Genomic DNA, 23,083 nt, shown 5'->3' with positions numbered 1-23,083 from the left:
AGTTATGGACGCAGTTTTTGGGAAAGTATCGGAAATTCTTGAATTGGGTGGGCCGGTTGTTGCCATCCTGATCGTGACTTCGATCGCTACGCTCTCGCTGGTTCTGTACAAACTCTGGCAGTTCCGCGCTGCGGGTGTCGGTCGTCATATTGAGCTTTCGCGAGCCATTGAGGCGTGGGACCGCAAGGACCTTGCCGAGACCAGGGCGCATCTGAACAAAAGCCGCAGCTATCTGGCCCCGGTGATCGCTATGGCCTTATCGGGCGAGGATCGCACTCTGTCCGAACGCACCGACGCCGAAGCCGAAGCGCGATTTACGCAACTTGAGCAGGGGTTCAACGTCCTCGATATGGTCGCTCAACTTGCGCCGCTTCTGGGCCTGTTCGGGACGGTCATGGGTATGATCGAAGCTTTCCAGACGTTGCAAGGGGCGGGCAATTCCGTTGATCCTTCGTTACTGGCCGGTGGTATCTGGGTGGCTTTATTGACGACCGCCGCCGGCCTTGCGGTTGCCATGCCGACCTCGATGGTTCTGACATGGTTCGAGGCACGCATGAACAGAGAACGCACCTTTGCCAACCGTGCTTTGAGAACGGTGTTTGCACCGGGGTATGCCGAGGATGCGCTTGGGACGGATCAAACGCCACAGCCGGTTTTCGCCCATGGCACTTAACTTCCGCAGAAAACGGCGCAGGCGCTTGTCGATGACGTCTCTGATTGACGTCATCTTTCTGCTGTTGTTGTTCTTCATGCTGACGTCGACGTTCTCCAAATATGGCGAAATCGAATTTGCCACCGCTGCCGCCGGGGGCGCAGAAACCGACCGGGCGATCCGTTTTGTCAAGCTCGAAGCTGACCGAATTCTGGTGGATGGAACTCCTGCAGCGTTCGATGACGTTGCTGCCGCGTTAGAGGCCGGTAAGTCTCAGACCGTGCTGATCAGTTTGGGACAGAACGCAACCTCCCAACAGTTGATCGATCTGCTTTCGGTGCTGAAGGGCATCGACCAATTGCGCGCGCAGGTGATCGGATGATTCAATTAAAACGCCAGTCAAATCAGGGTCGAGAGCCAACGATTGCGCTGATCAATGTCGTCTTTCTGATGCTCATCTTTTTCATGATCGCAGGCACTCTTGCACCGCCGCTGAGCCAATCGGTGAAGCTGGTGGAAACCAGCGACTTGGAGGGCCGCGAGCCACCGGATGCGTTGGTCATCCGTGGCGATGGCACGCTGGAATACCGGGGTGCCGAACTTACCGGTGTCGAAGCGTATGTGGAACGCGCGTCGATCAACCTGCCGCTGGACAATGTTCGCGTTATTCCAGATCGAACATTGCCTGCGGTTCGGCTGAAAGAGGTCAGTGATAGCTTGCGCGCGCTGGGCGCAAAAAGAGTCTATGTGGTCACCGAAAGGGGATTGAAATGATACCTCGATCCCGCGTCGTTGCAGTTTCTACCGTGGCATTGGCCGCAGCCTCTCACGTTCTTGCCTTGCATGACTTTTCCGCTGGTGAAACGGTGCATGTTGAAGGCGGCGGTTCGGGCGAGGTTGCTGCACTTGGGGATTCCTTCAAGGACTATGTGACCGGGGCGACCGCATCGACACCCGCCGTCGCGCATAAGCCACCTGTGACGCCAACGCTGCAACAAACAGCGATCAGCCCAACTCAGCCTCAGGCGGTCGTGCCACAGCCACTCAGCCCGGTCGCACCAAGCAGCGCCCAGGCGGCTGCGGTGACGACTCAACAAACGCCTGAAACGGCTCAGAAGGCTGCGGCCGCTAAGGCCGCCGCAAAAACCAAGATCGTATCACAAACACCTGCGAAGAAAAGCGCAGAGCAGACGCCCCAAAAGGTCGATCAGGTCGCATCGCAGGCAGGAAATTCTGAAAAAAATGCGAAGAAAGGCAACGCCTCGGGGCAAACGAGCGAAGGCGCGGCTACCGCAAAAAAGACCAAATCCAAGTCGGCCGGGCAGGGTAACGCCGAAGCCAGCAACTATGCAGGACACGTGAAACGCAAAATCACTCGCGCCCGGCGCAAAAGCGTTAACATCCGTGGCGCGGCGTTGGTCAGTTTTCGGATTGGAGACACGGGCGCACTGCTTAGTGTCAGGGTCACGCGCAGCTCGGGGTCAAAACGGTTGGATCAGGTGGCTTTGGCCCAGGTGCGCGCTGCCGCGCCTTTTCAGCCACCGCCTGCCACAGCCCGCCGCGATTACACAATTGAGATCGTTGGAAAGTAGGGGCTTGTGCCACGCCTGACGGGTTTCGTCGTGGTGCCGATAAACAATCAGGCTTTTGGATCCGACAGAATACGGCGCTTTTCGGCCATTGCCTCGCGACGGCGTCTTTCGATACCCAGCTTGAATGACTCCTCGACAAAGTCGATGTGGTCATGGGCGGCCTTTTCCGCGCGGGCCTCGTCACCTTCGATGACCGCCACTCCAAGATCGCGATGCTGTTCCATCAAAAGCTTACCTGTGCCGTCGATGGTTTTCAGGAAATCACGGTTGTAGAAGACACCCTGGCGGGTGAGCTCGTAGATCGAAGCCATCATGTGAATAAGGGTCGCGTTCTGACTGGCGTCCACAATTGCGGCGTGCAGGGCAAAGTCAGCCTCTCGTGAGGCCAATGTCTCCTTCTCGCGCCAGGCACGCTCATCCTCGGCCAGGATTTCGGTAATCCGTTCTTTATCCGCCTTGGTCGCCCGTCGCGCGGCTAATTTGGCGGCAAAACCCTCTTGTTCGCGTCGATATTCGAGATAGTCGAAAAACGCAGGTTCATGGCGTTCGTACAGCGCCAGCAGGGCAGGGAGCATGGCACTGCCCGTCAACGCCGCCACAAAAGTGCCTTCCCCATGCTGTGTCGTCACCAGACCGCGTTCTTCGAGAACCGCTAGCGCCTCACGTAGTTTGGGACGGGAGACGCGCAGAGTTTCCGCCAGATCGCGTTCCGATGGCAGCTTTCGGCCCTGTTTGAGGATCCCCGAGGCAATCAGATCTTCAATCTGAGCCACCACCGCATCCGAGAGTGATTCGTGTCCGATTGGTTCAAAAATCGCAGTCGTGTTCATCGTGGTTTGCCTCTCCGAAGTAGATTTCAGAACCTATTTGGTAAATAAAAGTAACCTTTGATTGCATATTTTTCAACAACTGACTTTCTGGGGCAAGTCTACGGGTTTTGGAAGCGCAACTGGCTATCAGTAAACAAAAAAGACGAGTTTGTTCGCCGAGAACTCTCTGCTGCTCAGTTCTCGAGCTAACGCACCACGCGCCCAATCAAGGCTTAAACTGAGCGACCCATTGGTAAATAAAGTTGTTGACTGATTTATATGGTAAACTTTATTTACCAATGTGGGCGCTGAACGTCTGGCGTCACACATTCATCGGACAGCGCGTCCGACCGACCCTGGAGGAGATTTCATGAAAAAGACCCTGACGAGCCTTGCCGTGGCGGCGAGCTTGATGGCGGCGCCTGCGGTTGCCGCTGATAAGCTGCTGCTGAAAACCCCGATTGCGTTTTCGACCGAACTGCCGGGCCTTGGCTCACCAATCCCACGTGTTGCCGAACAGCTTGACCTGATGTCCGGCGGAACGCTGAAGATGAAGGTGTATGAGCCGGGCAAGCTGGTCCCGCCTTTTGAAATTCTCGATGCAGTGTCCACCGGCAAGATCAATTCAGGCTATACCACCGCCGGTTACTGGGCGGGCAAGATCCCGGCGGCGCCCCTGTTCTCGGCCGTTCCGTTCGGACCCGAGGCTGGCGAATACATGGCGTGGCTTTACTACGGTAACGGCATGTCGCTGTATCAGGAGATGTACGATCAGGCGGGCTATAACGTCCATGTCATCCCCTGCGCGGTCATCGCCCCGGAAACGTCCGGCTGGTTCGCGACCGAGATCAATTCTCCGGACGATCTGAACGGCCTGAAAATGCGCTTCTTTGGTCTGGGCGGTAAGGTCATGCAGAAACTGGGTGTCGCAACCTCGTTGCTGCCGGGCGGTGAGATTTTCCCCGCGCTTGAAAAAGGCGCCATCGACGCAACCGAGTTTTCGATGCCAGCCATCGACGCGCGTCTGGGCTTTCATAAACTGGTCAAGTTCAACTATTTCCCCGGCTGGCACCAGCAGGCGACCGTGTTCGAGTTGATGATCAACAAGGATGTCTGGGCAGAGACCAGCGAGCAGCACAAGGCGATCATCGAAAACGCCTGCAAGGCGTCGATGGCCGACAGTTTTGCCGAAGGTGAGGCCATTCAGCACGCGGCCCTGATCGACAACGTCGAAAACAACGGCGTCACCATCAAACAATGGTCGCCCGAGATGCTGGATACTTTCCGCACCACCTGGGATGAGGTTGCCGCCGAAGAGGCCGCCAACGATGCCTTCTTTGCCAAGGTTCTGTCCGACATGAACGAGTTCCGCGACGGCTATGCCCTGTGGAAAACCAACGCGTTCCTCCCCCGTCAGTAACCTGACTTGCTGACGCGTCCGGGGCAGGGGTAACTCTGCCTCGGACACTATCAGGATTTTGAACCTGCATTCCCTTGACCGCGCCCGCGCCGGTCAACTGAGCGAGGATTACCCATGGCCACGCAAAAGAACCTCAATGATCCGGTCGAAGCCTATGAAGGCATCCTGGAGCACCCCGAAACCGACCGCCAAAAAATCGCCGTTGCTATTGATACTGGCGTAAAAGCCGTCGGGCATGTGGTGATGTGGGCCAATGTCCTTTTGATGGCCGCGATCTTCAGCCAGGTCTCGCTGCGCTATCTGTTCAGCCAGAACTATCCCAAACTGGACGAGATTCAGTGGCATTTCTACGGCATCGTGACGATGATCGGCATATCCTATGCCTTGATCACAGACAGCCATGTGCGCGTTGACGTTTTGCACATGCAACTCTCCCGTCGCGCGCAGCGAGTGATAGAGGTGATCGGCATCCTGACCCTGCTGACTCCGTTCATCTATCTGATGATCGATCAGGGGTACGACTATTTTTACGAAAGCTTCCGCGTCAGCGAGCGCTCGGACAGCCCCACTGGTCTGCCTGCGCGCTGGGCCTTCAAGGCAGTCATTCCGATCAGTTTTGTTCTGCTGGGCTTGGCCGCACTGGCGCGGTTGATCCATGACGGGCACGCGCTGATGTACGGACCGGCCGCGGAACGTGAAGGTGCACCGCTGCGCCGAATCCTTCTGGTGCTGGCCGTTTTTGCCGCTGTCTGTATTGGCCTGACTTTCCTGGTTGAAACAACCGAGGAAAAGCTGGTCATCGCGATGTTCCTGACATTCATTGCGCTACTTTTTACCGGATATCCTGTGGCCTGGGTGCTGGCCGGTGTGGGCGTTGCCTATTGCGGGTTGGCCTATCTGTTCGACAACGATCTGATGCTTTGGACAGGGCTTGAGAGCACCTTTACCGGGCTCGATTACCTGACCCTCGGAGCGGTGGTGAACCGGATCTATGCCACAATGTCGAACGCGGTTCTGGTGGCCCTGCCGATGTTCATCTTCATGGGCCTGATGTTGGACGAATCCGGTGTGGCTGAGCGTTTGATGTCCTCAATGCAGCGCCTTTTCGGCACCGTGCGCGGGGGGCTGGCCATCACCGTGACCCTGATCGGGATTATACTGGCGGCCTCAACTGGCATCATCGGTGCGTCTGTGGTTCTGCTGGGCGTTCTTTCGTTGCCGTCAATGATGCAGCAGAAGTATCAGCCCACGCTGGCCGCTGGGGTGGTTTCAGCCTCTGGCACGCTGGGCATCCTGATACCGCCTTCAATCATGCTGGTGATCATGGCAGACCAGATGGCTCTGTCTGTCGGTGATCTGTTCATGGCCGCTGTCTTCCCGGGCGTGATCATCGGTGGCCTCTACCTGACCTATATCTTCATCCTCGCGCTGGTGAAGCGCGATGCAGCCCCGGTGCCCGAAGGTGCAAAAGCCCCCGACTGGGCCGCCGTCAAGGACGTGCTAATCGCCGTTATCCCAACGCTGATGTTGATCCTCGCCGTGCTGGGCTCGATCTTTGCGGGTCTGACCACGCCAACCGAAGCCTCGGGCATTGGCGCGCTGGGTGCCACTTTGCTGGCTTTGGGATACCGCAAATTGACCTTCGCCAAGCTGTGGAACGTGCTGGTTTCGACCTTCAACACCACCGCCTACATCTTTGCGATCTTCTTAGGCGCGACCGTATTTTCCTATGTCCTGCGGGAACTCGGTGGGGATGAGTTGATTGAGCATGTCGTGCAGTCCACCGGGTTTGGGGCCAATGGCACGATCCTGTTCATCCTGTTCATCGTCTTCCTGCTGGGCTTTGTTCTGGACTGGATCGAGATCACGCTGATCGTGCTGCCCCTGATGCGCCCCATCGTAAATGGGCTGGGCATCGACGTCCCAGGTTTCGGCGTACTGGATGAACCGGCGCTGGTGTGGTTTGTCATTCTGGTGGCGGTGACGCTGCAAACCAGCTTCCTGACGCCGCCTGTGGGGTTCGCGTTGTTCTATCTCAAGGGCGTCTGCCCGCCCGAGATAAAACTGACGCATATCTACAAGGGCATCATTCCGTTTGTCTTGCTGCAATTGACCGGGCTGGCGCTTGTCTTCCTGTGGCCCACTCTCGCCACCTGGCTGCCATCCGTCGCCTATTGAGGAGGAAGAGACATGCGTCTGAAAGATTGCCATAACTTCCAGGACTTCCGCAGGCTGGCCAAGCGCCGCCTGCCGGGGCCGATCTTTAACTACATCGACGGCGGCGCGGACGATGAAGTGACGTATCGCGAAAACACCCGGACGTTTGAGCGGTGTGATCTGCTGCCCTCCGTTCTGCGCGGGGTGAAAGACGTGGACATGTCCGTCACCGTCATGGGGCAAAAGTTGGACATGCCGATCTATTGCTCGCCCACTGCACTGCAACGGTTGTTCCACCATCAAGGGGAGCGTGCCGTGGCTGCGGCGGCCGAGAAATATGGGACCATGTTCGGTGTGTCGTCGCTGGGCACTGTTTCGCTAGAAGAACTGCGCCAGAAGCATAAGAACCCGCAGGTCTATCAATTCTACTTCCACAAGGATCGTGGCCTGAACTCTGCCATGATGCAGCGCGCCAAAGAGGCCGGGGTCGAGGTGATGATGCTGACTGTCGACAGCATCACTGGCGGCAATCGCGAACGTGACCTGCGGACGGGGTTCTCGATCCCGTTCCGGCTGACATTGGGTGGCATGATCCAATTTGCGATCAAGCCAATGTGGGGCATCAACTATGTCACGCATGAGAGATTCCGCCTGCCGCAGCTTGAGGAACATGTTGATATGGGCAGCGGGGCCAGTTCGATCGGTGGCTACTTCACCGACATGCTGGACCCGTCGATGAACTGGGATGACGTGGCGCAGATGGTGCGCGAATGGGATGGCCAGTTCTGCCTCAAAGGTATCATGACCGTCGAAGACGCGTGCCGCGCAGCCGAGATCGGGTGTACGGGTATCATCCTGTCGAACCACGGCGGTCGCCAGTTGGACGGCTCGCGCACGCCGTTCGACCAGTTGGCCGAGATCGTGGATGCGGTCGGCGACCGTTTGGATGTGATGATGGACAGCGGAATTCAGCGCGGGACCCATGTGCTCAAGGCGTTGTCGCTGGGTGCCAAGGCGGTTGGGGTAGGGCGGCACTATCTGTATCCGCTGGCCGCTGCTGGCCAACCCGGTGTCGAACGAGCGCTGGGTTTGATGCGGGCCGAGATCGAGCGCGACATGAAACTTATGGGCGTTACGCGGATCGACCAGCTGTCGCGCGCCAACTTGCGCTTCCGTGATCGGGTGAGTGGTCCGAGCGATGTACATCGGAACGCGGCATGACCAACGAAGCCCTCATATCCAAGTTCCGTTCCATCGTCGGCCCTCGCAATGTGCTGAGAGGCGAACGCGCGACCGAGAGGTTCCGCCGCGGGTTCAGATCAGGTGAGGGTGAGGCGCTATGCGTTGTTCGACCCGGCTCCCTACTGGAGCAGTGGAAAGTCCTGCAAGCCTGTGTCGCCGCCGACAAGATCGTCATCATGCAGGCGTCCAATACCGGCCTGACCGAAGGGTCCACGCCCAAAGGCGGTTACGATCGCGGCGTTGTTCTGATCAATGTCAGCCGGATGAATACCCAACACCTTTTACAAGGCGGTCAACAGGTCCTTAGCCTGCCGGGCGCGTCGCTGTTTGAGCTTGAAAAAAAGCTGCGGCCGTTGGGACGTACCCCTCATTCAGTGATTGGATCCTCAAGCATTGGTGCCTCGATTGTCGGCGGGGTTTGCAACAATTCCGGCGGGTCGTTGTGCGAGCGTGGGCCCAGCTATACCGAGCTTGCTCTTTTTGCTCAGATCGCCGCGGATGGGACCCTGAAACTGGTGAACCATCTGGGACTGGATTTGGGCGACACACCAGAGGAAATCCTGACCCGGGTTGAAGCCGGGGATTTCGACAAGGACGCCCCGACACCGCAAGGCCGCAATGCATCCGATCCGGACTACACATCAATCCTGCGGGATGTCGATGCGGATACGCCCTCGCGTTACAACAATGATAGTCGGCTGTTGTACGAAGCCTCTGGCTGTGCGGGCAAATTGGCGGTATTTGCGGTCCGGCTTGATACCTTCCCGACCTATGAACGTGAGAAGGTTTTTTACATCGGAACAAACGACCCCGCGGATTTGACCGACCTTCGGCGCCATGTCCTGAAGAATTTTGAAACACTGCCGGTTTCAGCCGAATACGTTCATCGCGAGTGTTTCGACATTGCCGCCAAATACGGCAAGGACACTCTGGTGATGATCGACAAGCTGGGGACCGACCGGCTGCCAATGTTTTTTGCCTTAAAGGGCGCAGTAGACTCGCGCCTGAACAAGTTCTCTCTGACTCGGGGTTTCACCGACAGGTTCATGCAGGTTGCGTCAAAGCTCTGGCCCCAGCATCTGCCGAAGTTCCTGTATGAGTTTCGCGATAGGTATGAACACCACCTCATTCTGAAAATGCATGACGGTGGTATCGAAGAGGCGGCCGATTTTCTGCCCGGTTTCTTTGGGTCTCGCAGTGCTGAATTCGTCACCTGCACACCGCGTGAGGCAAAGATTGCCGGGTTGCATCGTTTTGCAGCTGCAGGTGCTGCCGTGCGATACGGCCATGTCCATGCAAATGAGGTCGAAGAGATACTGGCGCTGGATATCGCGCTGCGCCGCAACGACCGTGACTGGTTCGAAACGTTGCCATCTGAAATCACAGATCAGTTGGTTGGCAAAGTCTATTACGGTCACTTGATGTGTCACGTGATGCATCAAGACTACATCGTCAAAAAGGGCTGCGATCCAAAGGCGATCAAAACTGCGATGCTCAAGATCCTCGATGAGCGCGGGGCAGAATACCCGGCCGAGCACAATGTCGGGCATCTCTACAAAGCCAAGCCGGATCTGGCTTCACATTACATGCACTGCGATCCGACCAACTCCTTTAATCCCGGGATCGGAAAAATGTCGAAGTCTCGTCACTACACCGGTGATTAACTGCGGCGATCAAAGCCGCGATTGCGCCACTTCTTTGGCGGTGGACGTAAATGGTTGCGTAAACATCTTCGTAACTAATTGTAAGAAAACACTTTAAATCAATAATGCCTAATTAGTTTAACGTTAAACTTTTCCTGAAGTGCATAGCTGCTATTCCGCTCAGGCCTATCCGGGCGCAGAAAATTACGCTACGTAATCGCGCAAGTTAGGTCAAAGTCACTGACTAATCGGAGGAGTTAGAGATGACACGTACTGCACTTGTAACCGGTGGCAGCAGGGGTATTGGCGAGGCGATTTCCAGAAAGTTGAATGCTGAAGGATACACCGTTGTCGCCACCTATGCCGGCAATGATGAAAAGGCGGCTGCTTTCACTGCCGAGACTGGCATCAAGACCTACAAATGGAATGTCGCAGATTACGAAGCCTCGGCTACTGGTATCGCGCAGGTCGAGGCCGAGAGTGGCCCGATCGACATCGTGGTCGCCAACGCCGGGATCACCCGCGACGCGCCGTTCCACAAGATGACACCCGAACAATGGAAAGACGTTATTGACACAAATCTGACCGGCGTTTTCAACACCATCCATCCAATTTGGCCGGGTATGCGCGAACGGAAGTTTGGCCGCGTTATCGTCATCAGCTCGATCAACGGCCAGAAAGGCCAGTTCGCGCAAGTGAACTACGCAGCCACCAAGGCGGGCGATCTGGGTATCGTCAAATCGCTGGCGCAAGAAGGTGCGCGCGCGGGCATTACCGCAAATGCCATCTGCCCCGGTTACATCGCCACCGAGATGGTGATGGCCGTTCCGGAAAAAGTCCGCGAGGCCATTGTTGGCCAAATCCCGGCGGGAAGGCTGGGAGAGCCCGAGGAAATCGCACGTTGCGTGGCTTTCCTGGCCTCGGACGACGCCGGGTATGTCAACGGCTCAACGATTTCCGTCAACGGCGCGCAATTCTTCGTCTGACACCCCACCGGACACAGTTTGAGAAAGGAACCTGCCCCATGAAAGACCTCGAACCCGATATCGACCCGGTAGAAAGTCAAGAATGGCAGGACGCCATTGAAGACGTGATTGAACGGGATGGTGCAAACCGCGCGCATTTCCTGTTGGACAAGGCCGTGCAAAAGGCCCGCGCTGCCGGCGCGACACTGCCGTTTTCGGCGACGACGCCCTATCAGAACACAATCCCCGTTGATGATCAGTACGCCTTTCCCGGCGATCCCGAGATGGAGTGGCGCATCCGCACGATCAACCGCTGGAACGCCATGGCAACCGTGGTTCGGCGCAACAAAGTCAGCAGTGAGTATGGCGGCCACATTGCCTCCTTTGCCTCATCTGCGGTGATGTATGACGTTGGTCTCAACCATTTCTGGCGGTCGAAAACGGCGATCCACGGCGGGGACCTGGTGTTCTTTCAGGGCCATGTGATCCCAGGCATCTATGCCCGGTCCTTCATGGAAGGGCGCATCACCGAAGAGCAGCTGGAGAATTTCCGGTCCGAGGTCGATGGCGGCGGGCTGTCCAGCTATCCGCACCCATGGTTGATGCCGGACTACTGGCAGTTCCCGACGGTTTCGATGGGGCTGGGGCCGCTGATGGCGATCTATCAGGCGCGGTTCATGAAATACATGCACAACCGGGGTCATATCGACATGGCGGACCGCAAAGTGTGGTGCTTTCTGGGCGATGGTGAGATGGACGAACCCGAAAGCCGGGGTGCGATTGACCTGGCCGTGCGCGAGGGGCTGGACAACCTGATTTTCGTGATCAACTGCAATCTCCAGCGTCTCGATGGCCCGGTGCGCGGCAACGGCAAGATCGTGCAAGAGCTTGAGGGCGACTTCCGGGGTGCAGGCTGGAACGTGATCAAGCTGCTCTGGGGTAAGGGCTGGGATCAACTGCTGGAAAAAGACACCAGCGGGCGGTTGCGCCAGTTGATGGATGAGACGGTCGATGGTGATTATCAGACCTTCAAATCCAAAGACGGCGCTTACATTCGGGAACATTTCTTTGGCAAGTATCCGGAAACCGCCGCTCTGGTCGAAGACTGGACCGACGATCAGATCTGGGCTTTGCGTCGGGGCGGCCATGACCCTGAAAAAGTCTATACCGCATTCAAACGCGCGACCGAGAACGAGGGTACGCCGACCTGCCTGCTGGTCAAAACTGTCAAAGGCTACGGCATGGGTTCAGCCGGTGAGGGGCAGAACACCACCCACCAACAAAAGAAACTGGCCGAAGATCAGTTGCGCGCGTTTCGCGATCGCTTTCAAATTCCGGTTAGCGACGAAGACCTGCCCAACGCGCCGTTTGTATCGTTGAACAATGCGCAAAAGGCCTATCTGGCCGACCGCCGCAAGGCATTGGGCGGTGAGTTCCCCAAGCGCGATAGCAGCGCACCGGCGCTGGAGATCCCTGAGCTTTCCAAGTTCGAAGCTCAGCTGAAAGGCACTGGTGATCGTGAGATTTCGACCACGATGGCCTTTGTTCGCATCCTGACCACGCTGTTGCGTGACAAGGGGATGGGGAAGAACGTTGTGCCGATTGTGCCGGACGAAAGCCGGACATTCGGGATGGAAGGGCTGTTCCGCTCGGTCGGGATCTACAACCCGTCGGGTCAGAACTATACCCCTGAAGATGCCGATCAGATGATGTTCTACAAGGAAACGACCAACGGTCAGGTCCTGCAGGAAGGCATCAACGAGGCAGGCGCCATGGCCGACTGGATCGCAGCGGCGACTGCGTATTCCAATCACGGCGTACCGATGATCCCGTTCTTCATTTACTACTCGATGTTCGGTTTCCAAAGGATCGGTGATCTGGCCTGGGCCGCTGGTGACAGCCGGGCACGTGGTTTCATGCTGGGCGGAACAGCCGGACGGACGACGCTGAACGGCGAGGGTTTGCAGCATGAGGATGGCCACAGCCACATTCTTGCGGGCACCATTCCGAACTGCATCACCTATGATCCGACCTTCAGCTATGAGGTCGCGGTGATCATCCAGAACGGTCTGCAACGGATGTATGGCGATCAGGAGGATATCTATTTCTACCTGACCCTGATGAACGAAAACTATTCCCATCCCGATATGCCGATGGGCGCCGAAGAGGGGATCATCAAGGGGTTGTACCGTTTCCAGGAAACCAAGAAACCCGGCAAGAAGCACGTCAATCTGATGGGGTCCGGCACCATTCTGGTGCAGGCCATGAAAGCGGCTGAAATGCTGAAGAAGGATTTCGGCGTGACGTCGGATATCTGGTCGGCCACCTCGTTCAACGAACTGGCCCGCGACGGGCAAGACGCGGCGCGTGCCAATCGTCTGGACCCGCTGGCTGAGGAGCGTGTGCCTTACGTGACCGAGCAGTTGTCAAAGGCCAAAGGCCCGATCATCGCGGCAACCGACTACATGAAGAACTATGCCGAGCAGATTCGCGCCTTTGTGCCGGGCCGCTACACCGTGCTGGGAACAGATGGCTATGGCCGTTCGGACAGCCGTGTGAACCTGCGCCGGTTCTTCGAGGTCGATGCCAACCACATCGCGGCGGCCGCCATGGTCGATCTGTACCGCGAAGGGGCGGTGTCAAAGGCCGAGCTCGAAAAAGCGCTCAAGACATATGAAATCGACGGCGACAAGCCGAACCCCCGGCTGGTGTAAGGCATCGGGAACGAGGAGACGTAGAAATGGCAATCGAAGTAACAGTTCCGGATATCGGGGATTTCGCGGATGTCCCGATTATCAGCATCCTGGTCTCGGTTGGTGACACCATCGCCGCCGAAGACCCGCTGATCGAATTGGAAAGCGACAAGGCGACGATGGAGGTTCCTTCCCCCGCCGCTGGTGTAGTTAAGGAAATCAAAGTGTTCGAGGGTGATAACGTATCCAAAGGCGCGCTGATCCTGCTGCTGGAAGGCGAGGGCGCACCAGCCGCCCCGGCCGAGGCAGCGCCCACCGCGGCACCAGTATCAGAAGCCGCCCTTGCGCCTGCCGCCGCGGCTGCACCGGTTATGGACAGCGGGTTTGGCAAGGCCCACGCCTCGCCATCCGTGCGCGCTTTTGCACGTCAGCTGGACGTTGACCTGTCCAAGGTCAACGGCTCGGGCCGTAAGGGGCGCATCCTGCGAGAGGATGTCACCAAGTTTCTCAAATCCACAACTGCCGCGGCACCGTCTGCAGCCGGTGCATCAAGTGGCATGGGCATCCCGCCAATCCCGGTTGTCGATTTCTCAAAGTTCGGTCCGGTCGAAGATGTGGAAATGCCCCGTATCAAAAAGCTGTCTGGTCCTGCGCTGCACCGGTCGTGGCTCAACATCCCGCATGTCACCCATAATGATGAGGCCGACATCACCGAGCTGGACAAATACCGCAAGGAAATGGACACGATGGCCAAGGAAGATGGTTATCGCGTGACCTTGCTTAGCTTTGTGGTCAAGGCTTCGGTCAATGCGCTGAAGCAGCATTGGGAATTCAACTCGTCGATCCACCCCGATGGCGACAAGCTGATCCGCAAATCATACTACAATATCGGTTTTGCCGCGGATACGCCGAACGGTCTGGTTGTTCCGGTCATCAAGGATGCGGATCGCAAGGGCATTGTCGAGATCTCCAAAGATCTGATGGAGCTGTCGGGTAAGGCTCGTGCTGGTGAGTTGAAGTCGAACGACATGCAAGGTGCGACCTTCACCATCTCGTCGCTTGGCGGCATTGGCGGTACTCATTTCACGCCGATCGTCAACGCACCCGAGGTGGCTATTCTGGGCCTGACTCGGTCGAAGATGGCGCCGGTCTGGAATGGCGGGGAATTCGTGCCGCGCCTGATGCAGCCTTTGTCGCTCAGCTATGACCACCGTGCCGTTGATGGCGCCTTGGCCGCGCGTTTTTGCGTGACGCTCAAGACGCTGCTGGGCGATATGCGCAAATTGATGTGGTGAGGAGAGACCAGATGGACGTCAAAGTACCCGATATCGGTGATTTCTCCGATGTGCCCGTGATCAGCATTCTTGTGACCGTCGGCGATACGGTCGCCGCCGAAGACCCGCTGATCGAACTGGAATCCGACAAGGCCACGATGGAGGTCCCGTCCCCCGCCGCTGGCAAGGTTGTCTCGATAGCCGTGTCCGAAGGTGACAATGTCTCGGAAGGCGCGCTGATCCTGACGCTGGAAGCCGCTGATGGCGTGACGCCCGAGGCTGCGCCAGCCGAAGCATCTGCCGCGCCTCAGGCCGTGGTCGCCACCGGTACGGCGACCGGGCAGGGCGATGTGCATGCCGAAGTGGTCGTGCTGGGATCTGGTCCCGGTGGATACACAGCAGCCTTCCGCGCGGCCGATCTGGGCAAAAAGGTTGTCATGATCGAGCGCAACCCGACCCTTGGCGGTGTCTGCCTGAACGTGGGCTGTATCCCTTCGAAGGCGTTGCTGCACGTGGCAAAGGTCATCACCGAGGCCGAAGAAATGGGCGCGCATGGTGTCAGCTTCGGCAAGCCCAAGATCGATCTGGACGAATTGCGCGGATTCAAGGACAGCGTTGTCGGCAAACTGACCGGCGGTCTGGACGGTTTGTCCAAAGGCCGTAAGGTTCAGGTCGTGCGTGGCTATGGCCGCTTCTCGGGTCCGAACATGATCGAGGTCGTCGGCGATGATGGCATGACCACTGTGTCCTTTGACCAATGCATCATCGCGGCGGGATCTGAACCGGTTGTGCTGCCCTTCATCCCACATGACGATGACCGCGTTATCGACTCGACCGGCGCGCTGGAACTGGTAGACGTGCCAAAGCGGATGCTGGTTCTGGGCGGGGGTATCATTGGTCTGGAAATGGCTTGCGTCTATGACGCGCTGGGCTCGAATATCACTGTGGTCGAGTTGATGGATCAGATTATCCCCGGTGCGGACAAAGATATCGTCAAACCTCTGATGAACCGCATCAAGGGCCGCTACGAAAACATCTTCCTCAAAACCAAAGTGACTGCGATTGAACCGTTGAAAAAGGGCCTCAAGGTCACGTTCGAGGACGATAAGGGCGAAAGCTTCACCGACACGTTCGACAAGGTTCTAGTGGCCGTAGGGCGCAAACCCAATGGCAAGCTGATCGACGCCGAAAAGGCCGGGGTCGCGGTGGATGAGCGTGGCTTTATCTCCGTGGATAACCAGCAACGTACAGGTGTGCCGCATATATTCGCCATCGGTGATCTGGTCGGCCAACCGATGTTGGCGCACAAGGCGGTGCATGAAGGCAAAGTTGCAGCCGAGGTTGCTGCCGGTCACAAGCGGTTCTTCGACGCGAAGCTGATCCCCTCAGTTGCCTATACCGACCCCGAAGTGGCGTGGTGCGGTATGACGGAAACCGAGGCCAAGGCCAAAGGGATCAAGGTCGAAAAAGGCTTATTCCCCTGGGCCGCGTCGGGCAAGTCTCTGTCCAATGGCCGGTCTGAAGGCATCACCAAGTTGCTGTTCGATCCGCAGGATCAACGGGTCGTGGGCGCCTGCATCGTTGGTACCAATGCGGGTGACCTGATTTCCGAAACCGCACTGGCCATCGAGATGGGTGCAGACGCAGTCGATCTGGGTCACACGATCCACCCCCACCCGACGCTGAGCGAGACGGTCAACTTCGCGGCCGAGATGTTCGAGGGCACGATCACCGACCTCATCCCGCCTAAGAAACGAAGCTAAGATCATGGCGATGAAGCTAGGCAAACCGAGAGGGATTTATGACGGTGAGAACGGTATTGCGATGACGCCGGACTCTGCGTTGCAGTTGCAGAAGTTGGGCTATGAGCGTCTGATTGAGAAGGGTCCTGGTGGCCGCGGTGGGAAGCCTGGCTGAAGAAGCGATCGGGCAAGCAAGTGCCCGCGCGCGCGAGACCGGCGATTCGGCCCATCCTGCATTGGCCCCGGCGCCCGGGACCTATGTGCGGGTCAAGGCAAGTAACTGATTCCAAAGCGCCGGATGGATTTATTCTGCATTGCAGCAAGAAAAATCTTGCAATGCTGCACTGCGGCATCCATATTGCCCTCAAGCTGATGAAAGCCGGGGTGGGCCCGGTTCGGCAAAAGGATTTAGGACAATGGCAAAGACGCAAGACTTCACCGCGACCCTGAAAGACGTTATGGGCGCGTTCCCCGTTGACACCACCGCTCTGGAAGGTGCTTTCAAATCGACCGCGACGCTGAACGAAAAGCTGTCGGGTGTTGCGTTGGAAGCGGCTGAAAAGTCGGCTGAGATCTCGAACAAATGGACCAAGGACACCCTGGCCAAGCTGACCGAGATGTCGAAAGCCAAGGCCGAGCCTGCAGATTACGCCAAAGCGGCAACCGACTTCGCCAGCGCTTCGGCTGAAGTTGCAGCTGAAAACATGGCAGCCTTCGCTGAGATCGCGAAGAAAGTTCAGTCCGAAACCGTTGAGCTGCTGATGGCGGCTGGCAAAGACGCAGCCGAAGACGCAACCGCGGCTGTCAAAAAAGCCACCAACGACGTGACCGCAGCTGCCAAAAAAGCTGCTGCCAAGTAAGCAAACGCCGCGAGGCGCACCAACTCCTCCCAAAAGGTGCTATCGCGCAGGGCAGGTCCTAAGACCTGCCCTTTCTTTTTGTGCTGCGCTCCGATGAAAGGTGACAGACCTTATTGGTTGGTGTTTATGGCGCGTATCTTGACCGCAGCGCGCTTGATTGCGAAACGCAGTCTGGTGCAGTAAGCCACCTGTTCAGTGTACATCGAGACGCACCCATGACCGCACCGTCAAACCTTGTTTCACAGCGCCATCCGGCCTCAACAGACCTTGTCACCAAGGCCGCGCGATTGTCGGTTGCGCCGATGATGGATTGGACCGATCGTCATTGTCGTTTTGTGCATCGATTGCTGAGCCAACAGACGCTTCTATACACTGAAATGGTGACCGCTCCGGCCTTAGTACGCGGAGGCGCATTGCATCTGTTGGACTACAGTCCACAAGAACACCCCGTCGCACTGCAATTGGGCGGTTCAGACCCCAAGGAGTTGGCGCGGGCGGCCCGGCTTGGTGCGCAAGCTGGGTATGATGAGGTCAACCTGAACTGTGGCTGCCCTTCAGATCGGGTGCAGTCAGGTACATTCGGGGCCGTTTTGATGAAAGACCCCGCTCGTGTTGCCGAATGCGTTGCCGCGATGCGCGACGCCGCTGATGCTGAAGTTACGGTCAAGTGCCGTATTGGTGTCGACGATCAGGATCCGGAACAAGTCTTACCCGCGTTTTTGCAGGCCATTCATGCAGCTGGATGCCAACGCGTGACGATCCACGCGCGAAAGGCCTGGCTGCAAGGGCTAAGCCCCAAGGAAAACAGGGATATCCCGCCTTTGGACTACGGTCTTGTGCATCGGATGAAGGGGGAGTTCCCGGATCTGCATATCTCGATCAATGGCGGTATCACGTCTCTGGAACAGGCAAAGGCGCATCTGGATGCCGGGCTGGACGGCGTCATGATCGGGCGTGCAGCCTATCATCAGCCCACGGATATTCTGGCCGAGGCGGATGCCTTGATTTTCGGCGGTGGGCAGGTGGCTGATCCGATTGATGTCGTTCACAAAATGGTGCCCTATATCGAACGACACCTTGCCGAGGGTGGGCGTCTGCACCAGATCACGCGTCACATGCTGGGCCTGTTTGCCGGTCGGCCCGGTGCGCGCGCCTGGAGGCGGGCTCTGTCCGAGGGGGCGGTTCACGATGGGGCCGGTCCCGCGGTGATGTTGCAAGCACTGGACAGCATCGCGCCATTGGCAGAGGTTTGACTGGAACAAGATACGGCCAGACGGCCGATTTGGGGGGATGATGCCCGAAACGATGTTGCTGGCCCAGATGCTGGGCCTTTTGCTTGTAATCGGGGCGCTGGCCGGTGTGCTGGCTGGTTTGCTCGGCGTTGGTGGCGGTATCGTTCTGGTGCCCGCGTTTTTCTATGCATTTCAAACACTAGGATATGGCGGGCCACAGCTGATGCAGTTGTGCCTTGCGACGTCGCTGGCGACCATCATCGTCACCTCATTGCGATCGGTTTTGGCGCATAACAAGAAAGGCGCGGTAGACTGGGATATCCTGCGCGGCTGGGGGCCAGGAATTGCAGTAGGTGCCATTGTCGGCGTGTTGGTTGCCTCGGCACTGCGGACCGAAGCCTTGCAGGCCCTGTTCGGGGTTCTGGGCATGGTCATCGGAGCGTATCTGGGTTTGGGCAAATCGGAATGGCGGCTTGGCGACGCGATGCCGAAAGGTGTGAAGCGAGCGGTTTTGTCGCCCTCGGTCGGGTTCCTTTCGGTTCTGATGGGCATTGGGGGCGGCAGCTTTGGTGTGCCGCTTATGAGCCTGTTCAACACCCCCATTCACAGGGCGGTTGCAACAGCGGCTGGATTTGGCGTGATCATAGCTGTGCCGTCTGTTCTGGGCTTCCTGTTCCTGGATGTCTCGCCTGAACACCGGCCACCGTTTACGATCGGTGCCGTCAACCTGATCGCATTCGCGATTGTCGTGGCCATGACGATGATCACCGCACCTTGGGGGGTGAAGCTGGCACATGCGATGGATCCCAAGCCCTTGAAGCGTGTGTTCGCAGTGTTTCTGACACTGGTCGCCCTGAACATGCTGCGCAAGGCGTTGGGACTGTGACCGATTTTTGGGGCAACGGATGGATCAGGTTTCCCTATGATCCGGCCCTTGCCCAGTGGGTCGATCATGCCCTGCCTCGGGCGCGGACCTCTGCCACTGACCCTGCGTTTTCAGAATGGCTGGACTGTGAAGGTACGTGGTTCATCGGAGTAGACGCTCTGGAGAACGATCCAGAGGGCAGGGTGGGACCATCGGACCCTCTGTCGGGTCAGGCCATGGATTTTATTGTCGAACATTACGGGCGGTTGCCCCTGCACAAGGGACAGGTCTCGGTTGTCTATCCCGGGTATCCCCGCCCGCGTCGTGGTGAAACCGAAGCCGCCAGCAGATACCGGCGGAATCGCGACGCAGCGCATGTGGACGGGTTGCGTCCCATGGGGCCGGATCGACGACGCCGCGTGGATGAGCCACACGCATGGATCCTTGGCATCCCGCTGACTGAGGCCAGCCCGGATGCTGCGCCGATGGTTCTGTGGGAAGGCAGCCACAAGATATTGGGGGCCGCGTTTGCGCGTGTGATGGAAGGCCAGCCCAAGGACGCCCTGCATCAGATTGACATCACGGACATCTACCAGACAGCCCGCCGTGAGGTGTTCGAAACATGTCCACGTATCGAGCTGCCAGCGAAGCCGGGTGAGGCCTACCTGCTGCATCGTCACTGCCTGCACGGCGTCGGGCCGTGGGCCGAGGGGGCGACAGCCGGACCGGATGGACGGATGATCGCCTATTTCCGCCCTGAATGTGCAGGGGGAGTAGCCGAGTGGATCGAATCCCCGTAACCTGTTGCCATTGTTCAGGTTTGGAGATTTTCGATGATTACGGTTCATACGGATTCTGATGGTGCGCAGATTGAGATCGAGCTGTCCGGCGAAGTGACCAGCAAGGATTACAGCGAAACGTTGGTTCCTGCGATCGAGGCCGCATTGAGGGAACATGATGCCGTGCGCTTGTTGGCAATCGTACAGCCAGAGTTCAAAGGCTACGACCTTGGGGCCGCATGGTCCGATACCAAGCTGGGGCTCAGTCATTGGCGCGGCTTTGACCGTATCGCTGTCGCGGCCGATCAGGGTTGGGTACAGACCAGCGTCCGTCTGGCAGCTCCGATCTTTCCATGCCCTGTACAGGTGTTCGAACTATCAGAGCTTGAAGCCGCACGCCGTTGGATGCGCGAGTCTTTGGGGGCAATCCACGTGACTGATCTCGGTGGACCCTGCGTGCAGATCAGTCTGATGGGCAAGCTGGATCCTGAAGAATATCAGCAGGCAGAGCGTGATCTGGATAGCTTGCTGAGTTCGAAGAACGGATTCCGTCTGTTGATCGATCTGCGCGAATTTGACGGCTGGCAGGGACTGACGGCATTGGCTGCGCATTTCCGTCTGGCGCGAGGGCATGTGGGTTTGCTGGATTGCGCCGCCATCGTCGGGGACAAGGCTTGGCAGCACATGGCGCAGCGTGTCGCCAGCCATGTTCTGGGTGCACGCACACAGTTCTTTCCATCAGATGAATTTGAAAACGCAAAATCCTGGCTTGCAGCCGGATAGAGCGACCATGATCAAGACGGCAAATTTCATCTGGCTTTACCATTACGTCAGGTAAATTTGTCGGCTGTTTATTTTTTCTTGATCGGTCGGTCAAAAAAAGCTTAAACCTGTCTTGTTCTTCCGTATGACCACTTCGGATGAATACTTATGCTGAAGAGCGCCGCTGTGGGTTGCCACTCACTTACGCATGTCTTCGAACTTGATCCCCCTCGGAGTTCAGACCAACCCGCAGCGGTGCAAATTCAGCGCGAAAGCCAGATATGTACTTCAGGATTTGTTCATGCGTGCCGCGCGTCCACCGCGCCGTTTGGCGAGGCGTGGCTTGCGCGCGGGCAGATCTTCCATGATCTCAGCACGTTCGTCGCTGTCCATTTTCGACCAGCGCGTGATCTCATCAATGGTGCGATAGCAACCGGTACAAATGCGCTCGGTCGGGTGCACGACGCATATCTGGATGCAAGGGCTTTCGACCTCGTTCCTTTTCCAGACCATGTTTGTCATCGGTGTACCCCGTTCCTTTTACAGAAAGCGCAGCCTATCCAGCGCTCCTTGCAGAATATAGCCGGCTGCGACGTGATCGATAACCTGTCCGCGACGTTTTCGTGTCGTATCCGCCTCAAGCAGTGCCTTTTCCGCCGCAACAGTGCTAAGCCGTTCGTCCCAAAAGCCGATGGAAACCTCGGTCAGGCGCGACAGGTTTCGGGCAAATGCACGGGTCGATTGACACCGGGGACCTTCGGTTCCATCCATGTTTCTGGGCAGGCCGAGCACGACGCCGCTGATCTCGCGGTCCGCGATGATTTCCAGAAGACGGGCAGAATCCAGTGTGAATTTCTTGCGCCGTACCGTCTCAAGGGGGGTAGCCACACCGCGCATCCGGTCGGACACGGCGACACCGATTGTTTTTTCGCCTAAATCCAATCCGATCAGGGCCGTCATGGGCGGCAATGCGGCGGCGAAGTCTTCGAATTCGTCATGGATCATTGTGCGATACCTGCCTGAAGCGCGGCAGCGTCGATGATTGCAAGGGCATCGGCATTGCCGACAAAGACTGCCATGGCCTCGTTTCTGATGTCGATGGCTCGCTGTCCCTCGCCCAAAACGCCCAAAGCTGCGATCAGACGGGCCCAATCCTCGGGCGCGCCGCCTTCTGTGGCCAGCCGATCCGATAGCTGGTTGACCATGCCGCGGATCATCTCTTGCCGTTCTTCCGGGGTCAGCGCCTCGGCAGCCTCGATGTCGTCCTGGCTTGGACCAGGCCCTGCGGGGGCTGAGATCTCAGGCGCGTTGAACACCCCGGCGCGAAAGGCCAGTTCGTCCAGCTGTGCCAGAATTGCATCGGCCCATGGTGCACCTGCTGGCGCGTTGCGCAATGCGTCTGTCCAAATGCGATACCCGATATCAGGACGCCCGACCTGCACCATCATCTGGCCCAGGTAGTACAGCGCCGGGCCGTGGCGTGGATCGCGTTTCAACGCTTCGCGCAATGCGGCTTCGGCTTCGGGGGACACATATCCACCCGCCGACAGGATCATCATCTCGGCCAGATGCGAGTAGGCATCTGAGGGGACTTCGTCGCCGGAGAGTTCGATCACCCGCTGCTGGGCCTTGTACGCGGCCGGAAAATTGCCTGCGTTCGCCTCGTGCTGCGCCAGCAGAATATGGCCTTGCAGATCGTCGGGACGCGCCTCGACGGTTTCACGCAATTGTTCCAAAAGCGCCGCATAACTCTCTTCCAATTGCGGCAGAGGGGCTGGCTTGGTGGTGGCTTCGAATTCTGCCTGGCTGGGGCGTTCCGCGCGCAAGGTTTCCGCCTGCTCAATACGCAATGAAAGGGGCTGATCCGGCAGTCCCGCAGCTCCCATCCGGTCGTACATCCAGGCCGCGCCGCCGACGAGGATAAGACCTACGGCGGCGATTGCTGTGACCGAGGCCCAACGCGGTGGTCCTGACCGGGTCGTCTGCGCCTGCAACTGGGCATCAGCTGCAAGAATACGACGCGAAATTTCTGTACGGACGCGTTCGGCATCCGCTTCGCCTATGACACCGCGGGCCAGATCTTTGTCCACGCCCGCAAGTTGTTCGCGATAAACACGCAGGTCATAGGCCGCCGCGGGTTCGCGTGTGTCGCGTGCGCGCAGGATGGAATAGCCCAAAAACGCTGCAGTCACGGCGGCGGTTAGGATGATCAGGACCCAGAACGACATGGCTTCTCCGATTTGGCTGCCCTGACTTAGACCTCTCGGCGGGCCGACAAAAGGGACAAATGGCCGCTGGTCGCCTTCATGTCGCAATAATGGGGCCCATGTCGCAATAGTGCGATATTACGGCGTTGCACGGCAGGGGCATGCTGTCGTTACGCGGCATATCTTCGC

Annotated in this window: 22 protein-coding genes; 18 read left to right on the top strand and 4 right to left on the bottom strand. The window is 57.9% G+C overall.

Going from position 1 to position 23,083, the window contains the following annotated elements:
* Positions 1–4: 4 nt before the first annotated feature.
* Genes GOW16_RS10955 through GOW16_RS10940 form a run of 4 tightly spaced genes read left to right on the top strand, consistent with a single transcriptional unit; the run spans position 5 to position 2,244 of the window.
* A complete protein-coding gene (locus GOW16_RS10955; protein WP_170414590.1) occupies positions 5–673 on the top strand; it encodes a MotA/TolQ/ExbB proton channel family protein in 669 nt (222 codons plus the stop codon).
* On the top strand, positions 612–1,034 hold the full coding sequence (locus tag GOW16_RS10950) for a biopolymer transporter ExbD (protein WP_368039886.1): 423 nt from the start codon (positions 612–614) through the stop codon (positions 1,032–1,034). Before GOW16_RS10955 ends, GOW16_RS10950 begins: the two co-directional genes overlap by 62 nt.
* Positions 1,031–1,426, top strand: a complete 396-nt coding sequence (locus tag GOW16_RS10945; RefSeq protein ID WP_170414586.1) for an ExbD/TolR family protein — start codon at positions 1,031–1,033, stop codon at positions 1,424–1,426. Before GOW16_RS10950 ends, GOW16_RS10945 begins: the two co-directional genes overlap by 4 nt.
* Positions 1,423–2,244, top strand: coding sequence for a TonB family protein (locus GOW16_RS10940; RefSeq protein WP_170414584.1), 822 nt, complete (start codon positions 1,423–1,425; stop codon positions 2,242–2,244). Before GOW16_RS10945 ends, GOW16_RS10940 begins: the two co-directional genes overlap by 4 nt.
* 47 nt (positions 2,245–2,291) lie before the next feature.
* Here GOW16_RS10940 and GOW16_RS10935 read toward each other — a convergent pair whose 3' ends face one another.
* Complete coding sequence (locus tag GOW16_RS10935; protein WP_368039885.1) at positions 2,292–3,017, bottom strand: FadR/GntR family transcriptional regulator; 726 nt, start codon at positions 3,015–3,017, stop codon at positions 2,292–2,294.
* Positions 3,018–3,423: 406 nt separating this feature from the next.
* Here GOW16_RS10935 and GOW16_RS10930 point away from each other — a divergent pair, with 406 nt between their 5' ends.
* From GOW16_RS10930 to GOW16_RS10865, 14 genes are all read left to right on the top strand, one after another.
* Entirely contained in the window at positions 3,424–4,473 is a 1,050-nt protein-coding gene (locus GOW16_RS10930) for a TRAP transporter substrate-binding protein (RefSeq protein WP_170414580.1), read from the top strand.
* A gap of 114 nt (positions 4,474–4,587) precedes the next feature.
* Positions 4,588–6,651, top strand: coding sequence for a TRAP transporter large permease subunit (locus GOW16_RS10925; protein WP_170414578.1), 2,064 nt, complete (start codon positions 4,588–4,590; stop codon positions 6,649–6,651).
* 12 nt (positions 6,652–6,663) lie between these two features.
* Positions 6,664–7,851: an alpha-hydroxy acid oxidase gene (locus GOW16_RS10920; RefSeq protein WP_170414576.1), complete on the top strand. Its 1,188-nt coding sequence runs from the start codon at positions 6,664–6,666 to the stop codon at positions 7,849–7,851.
* The gene (gene dld / locus GOW16_RS10915) at positions 7,848–9,536 is read left to right on the top strand and encodes a D-lactate dehydrogenase (RefSeq protein ID WP_170414574.1); all 1,689 of its coding nucleotides are present in this window, start codon (positions 7,848–7,850) and stop codon (positions 9,534–9,536) included. Before GOW16_RS10920 ends, dld begins: the two co-directional genes overlap by 4 nt.
* 242 nt (positions 9,537–9,778) lie before the next feature.
* Positions 9,779–10,501, top strand: a complete 723-nt coding sequence (gene phbB, locus GOW16_RS10910) for an acetoacetyl-CoA reductase (RefSeq protein WP_170414572.1) — start codon at positions 9,779–9,781, stop codon at positions 10,499–10,501.
* A gap of 38 nt (positions 10,502–10,539) precedes the next feature.
* Complete coding sequence (aceE, locus tag GOW16_RS10905) at positions 10,540–13,194, top strand: pyruvate dehydrogenase (acetyl-transferring), homodimeric type (protein WP_170414570.1); 2,655 nt, start codon at positions 10,540–10,542, stop codon at positions 13,192–13,194.
* 26 nt (positions 13,195–13,220) lie between these two features.
* On the top strand, positions 13,221–14,468 hold the full coding sequence (gene aceF / locus GOW16_RS10900) for a dihydrolipoyllysine-residue acetyltransferase (protein WP_170414568.1): 1,248 nt from the start codon (positions 13,221–13,223) through the stop codon (positions 14,466–14,468).
* An 11-nt stretch (positions 14,469–14,479) separates the two neighbouring features.
* Entirely contained in the window at positions 14,480–16,210 is a 1,731-nt protein-coding gene (lpdA, locus tag GOW16_RS10895) for a dihydrolipoyl dehydrogenase (RefSeq protein WP_170414566.1), read from the top strand.
* A gap of 4 nt (positions 16,211–16,214) precedes the next feature.
* Positions 16,215–16,364, top strand: a complete 150-nt coding sequence (locus GOW16_RS10890; protein WP_170413400.1) for a hypothetical protein — start codon at positions 16,215–16,217, stop codon at positions 16,362–16,364.
* Positions 16,365–16,605: 241 nt separating this feature from the next.
* Positions 16,606–17,049, top strand: a complete 444-nt coding sequence (locus GOW16_RS10885) for a phasin family protein (protein ID WP_170414564.1) — start codon at positions 16,606–16,608, stop codon at positions 17,047–17,049.
* A 215-nt stretch (positions 17,050–17,264) separates the two neighbouring features.
* Positions 17,265–18,302 (top strand): tRNA dihydrouridine(20/20a) synthase DusA, encoded by a 1,038-nt coding sequence (gene dusA / locus GOW16_RS10880; RefSeq protein ID WP_170414551.1) that lies wholly within the window; start codon positions 17,265–17,267, stop codon positions 18,300–18,302.
* A 40-nt stretch (positions 18,303–18,342) separates the two neighbouring features.
* Positions 18,343–19,167, top strand: a complete 825-nt coding sequence (locus tag GOW16_RS10875; protein ID WP_170414549.1) for a sulfite exporter TauE/SafE family protein — start codon at positions 18,343–18,345, stop codon at positions 19,165–19,167.
* The gene (locus GOW16_RS10870) at positions 19,164–19,946 is read left to right on the top strand and encodes a hypothetical protein (protein ID WP_170414546.1); all 783 of its coding nucleotides are present in this window, start codon (positions 19,164–19,166) and stop codon (positions 19,944–19,946) included. The genes GOW16_RS10875 and GOW16_RS10870 overlap by 4 nt, the downstream gene beginning before the upstream one ends.
* Before the next feature lie 33 nt (positions 19,947–19,979).
* Positions 19,980–20,708: an STAS/SEC14 domain-containing protein gene (locus GOW16_RS10865; protein ID WP_170414543.1), complete on the top strand. Its 729-nt coding sequence runs from the start codon at positions 19,980–19,982 to the stop codon at positions 20,706–20,708.
* Between the two features lie 267 nt (positions 20,709–20,975).
* On the opposite strand, the gene GOW16_RS10860 is transcribed toward GOW16_RS10865, so the two are convergent.
* From GOW16_RS10860 to ccmI, 3 genes are read right to left on the bottom strand one after another with little or no spacing between them, the layout of a single operon-like run.
* Positions 20,976–21,209, bottom strand: a complete 234-nt coding sequence (locus GOW16_RS10860) for a DUF1289 domain-containing protein (protein WP_170414540.1) — start codon at positions 21,207–21,209, stop codon at positions 20,976–20,978.
* 18 nt (positions 21,210–21,227) lie between these two features.
* The gene (gene ruvX / locus GOW16_RS10855) at positions 21,228–21,692 is read right to left on the bottom strand and encodes a Holliday junction resolvase RuvX (RefSeq protein ID WP_170414538.1); all 465 of its coding nucleotides are present in this window, start codon (positions 21,690–21,692) and stop codon (positions 21,228–21,230) included.
* Positions 21,689–22,915: a c-type cytochrome biogenesis protein CcmI gene (ccmI, locus tag GOW16_RS10850; RefSeq protein ID WP_170414535.1), complete on the bottom strand. Its 1,227-nt coding sequence runs from the start codon at positions 22,913–22,915 to the stop codon at positions 21,689–21,691. The genes ruvX and ccmI overlap by 4 nt, the downstream gene beginning before the upstream one ends.
* Between the last annotated feature and the right edge of the window lie 168 nt (positions 22,916–23,083).

Source organism: Ruegeria atlantica (assembly GCF_013033965.1).
Lineage (GTDB): Bacteria > Pseudomonadota > Alphaproteobacteria > Rhodobacterales > Rhodobacteraceae > Ruegeria > Ruegeria atlantica_D.
Note: the sequence above shows the minus strand (reverse complement) of the source record. Positions and strands in the feature narration are given on the sequence as shown.

Bases quoted from the DNA above. Each gene is read 5' to 3' on its own strand.
- GOW16_RS10955 (WP_170414590.1), top strand. From the start codon at position 5: ATGGACGCAGTTTTTGGGAAAGTATCGGAAATTCTTGAATTGGGTGGG.
- GOW16_RS10950 (WP_368039886.1), top strand. From the start codon at position 612: ATGCCGAGGATGCGCTTGGGACGGATCAAACGCCACAGCCGGTTTTCG.
- GOW16_RS10945 (WP_170414586.1), top strand. From the start codon at position 1,031: ATGATTCAATTAAAACGCCAGTCAAATCAGGGTCGAGAGCCAACGATT.
- GOW16_RS10940 (WP_170414584.1), top strand. From the start codon at position 1,423: ATGATACCTCGATCCCGCGTCGTTGCAGTTTCTACCGTGGCATTGGCC.
- GOW16_RS10930 (WP_170414580.1), top strand. From the start codon at position 3,424: ATGAAAAAGACCCTGACGAGCCTTGCCGTGGCGGCGAGCTTGATGGCG.
- GOW16_RS10925 (WP_170414578.1), top strand. From the start codon at position 4,588: ATGGCCACGCAAAAGAACCTCAATGATCCGGTCGAAGCCTATGAAGGC.
- GOW16_RS10920 (WP_170414576.1), top strand. From the start codon at position 6,664: ATGCGTCTGAAAGATTGCCATAACTTCCAGGACTTCCGCAGGCTGGCC.
- dld (WP_170414574.1), top strand. From the start codon at position 7,848: ATGACCAACGAAGCCCTCATATCCAAGTTCCGTTCCATCGTCGGCCCT.
- phbB (WP_170414572.1), top strand. From the start codon at position 9,779: ATGACACGTACTGCACTTGTAACCGGTGGCAGCAGGGGTATTGGCGAG.
- aceE (WP_170414570.1), top strand. From the start codon at position 10,540: ATGAAAGACCTCGAACCCGATATCGACCCGGTAGAAAGTCAAGAATGG.
- aceF (WP_170414568.1), top strand. From the start codon at position 13,221: ATGGCAATCGAAGTAACAGTTCCGGATATCGGGGATTTCGCGGATGTC.
- lpdA (WP_170414566.1), top strand. From the start codon at position 14,480: ATGGACGTCAAAGTACCCGATATCGGTGATTTCTCCGATGTGCCCGTG.
- GOW16_RS10890 (WP_170413400.1), top strand. From the start codon at position 16,215: ATGGCGATGAAGCTAGGCAAACCGAGAGGGATTTATGACGGTGAGAAC.
- GOW16_RS10885 (WP_170414564.1), top strand. From the start codon at position 16,606: ATGGCAAAGACGCAAGACTTCACCGCGACCCTGAAAGACGTTATGGGC.
- dusA (WP_170414551.1), top strand. From the start codon at position 17,265: ATGACCGCACCGTCAAACCTTGTTTCACAGCGCCATCCGGCCTCAACA.
- GOW16_RS10875 (WP_170414549.1), top strand. From the start codon at position 18,343: ATGCCCGAAACGATGTTGCTGGCCCAGATGCTGGGCCTTTTGCTTGTA.
- GOW16_RS10865 (WP_170414543.1), top strand. From the start codon at position 19,980: ATGATTACGGTTCATACGGATTCTGATGGTGCGCAGATTGAGATCGAG.
- GOW16_RS10860 (WP_170414540.1), bottom strand. From the start codon at position 21,209: ATGACAAACATGGTCTGGAAAAGGAACGAGGTCGAAAGCCCTTGCATC.
- ruvX (WP_170414538.1), bottom strand. From the start codon at position 21,692: ATGATCCATGACGAATTCGAAGACTTCGCCGCCGCATTGCCGCCCATG.
- ccmI (WP_170414535.1), bottom strand. From the start codon at position 22,915: ATGTCGTTCTGGGTCCTGATCATCCTAACCGCCGCCGTGACTGCAGCG.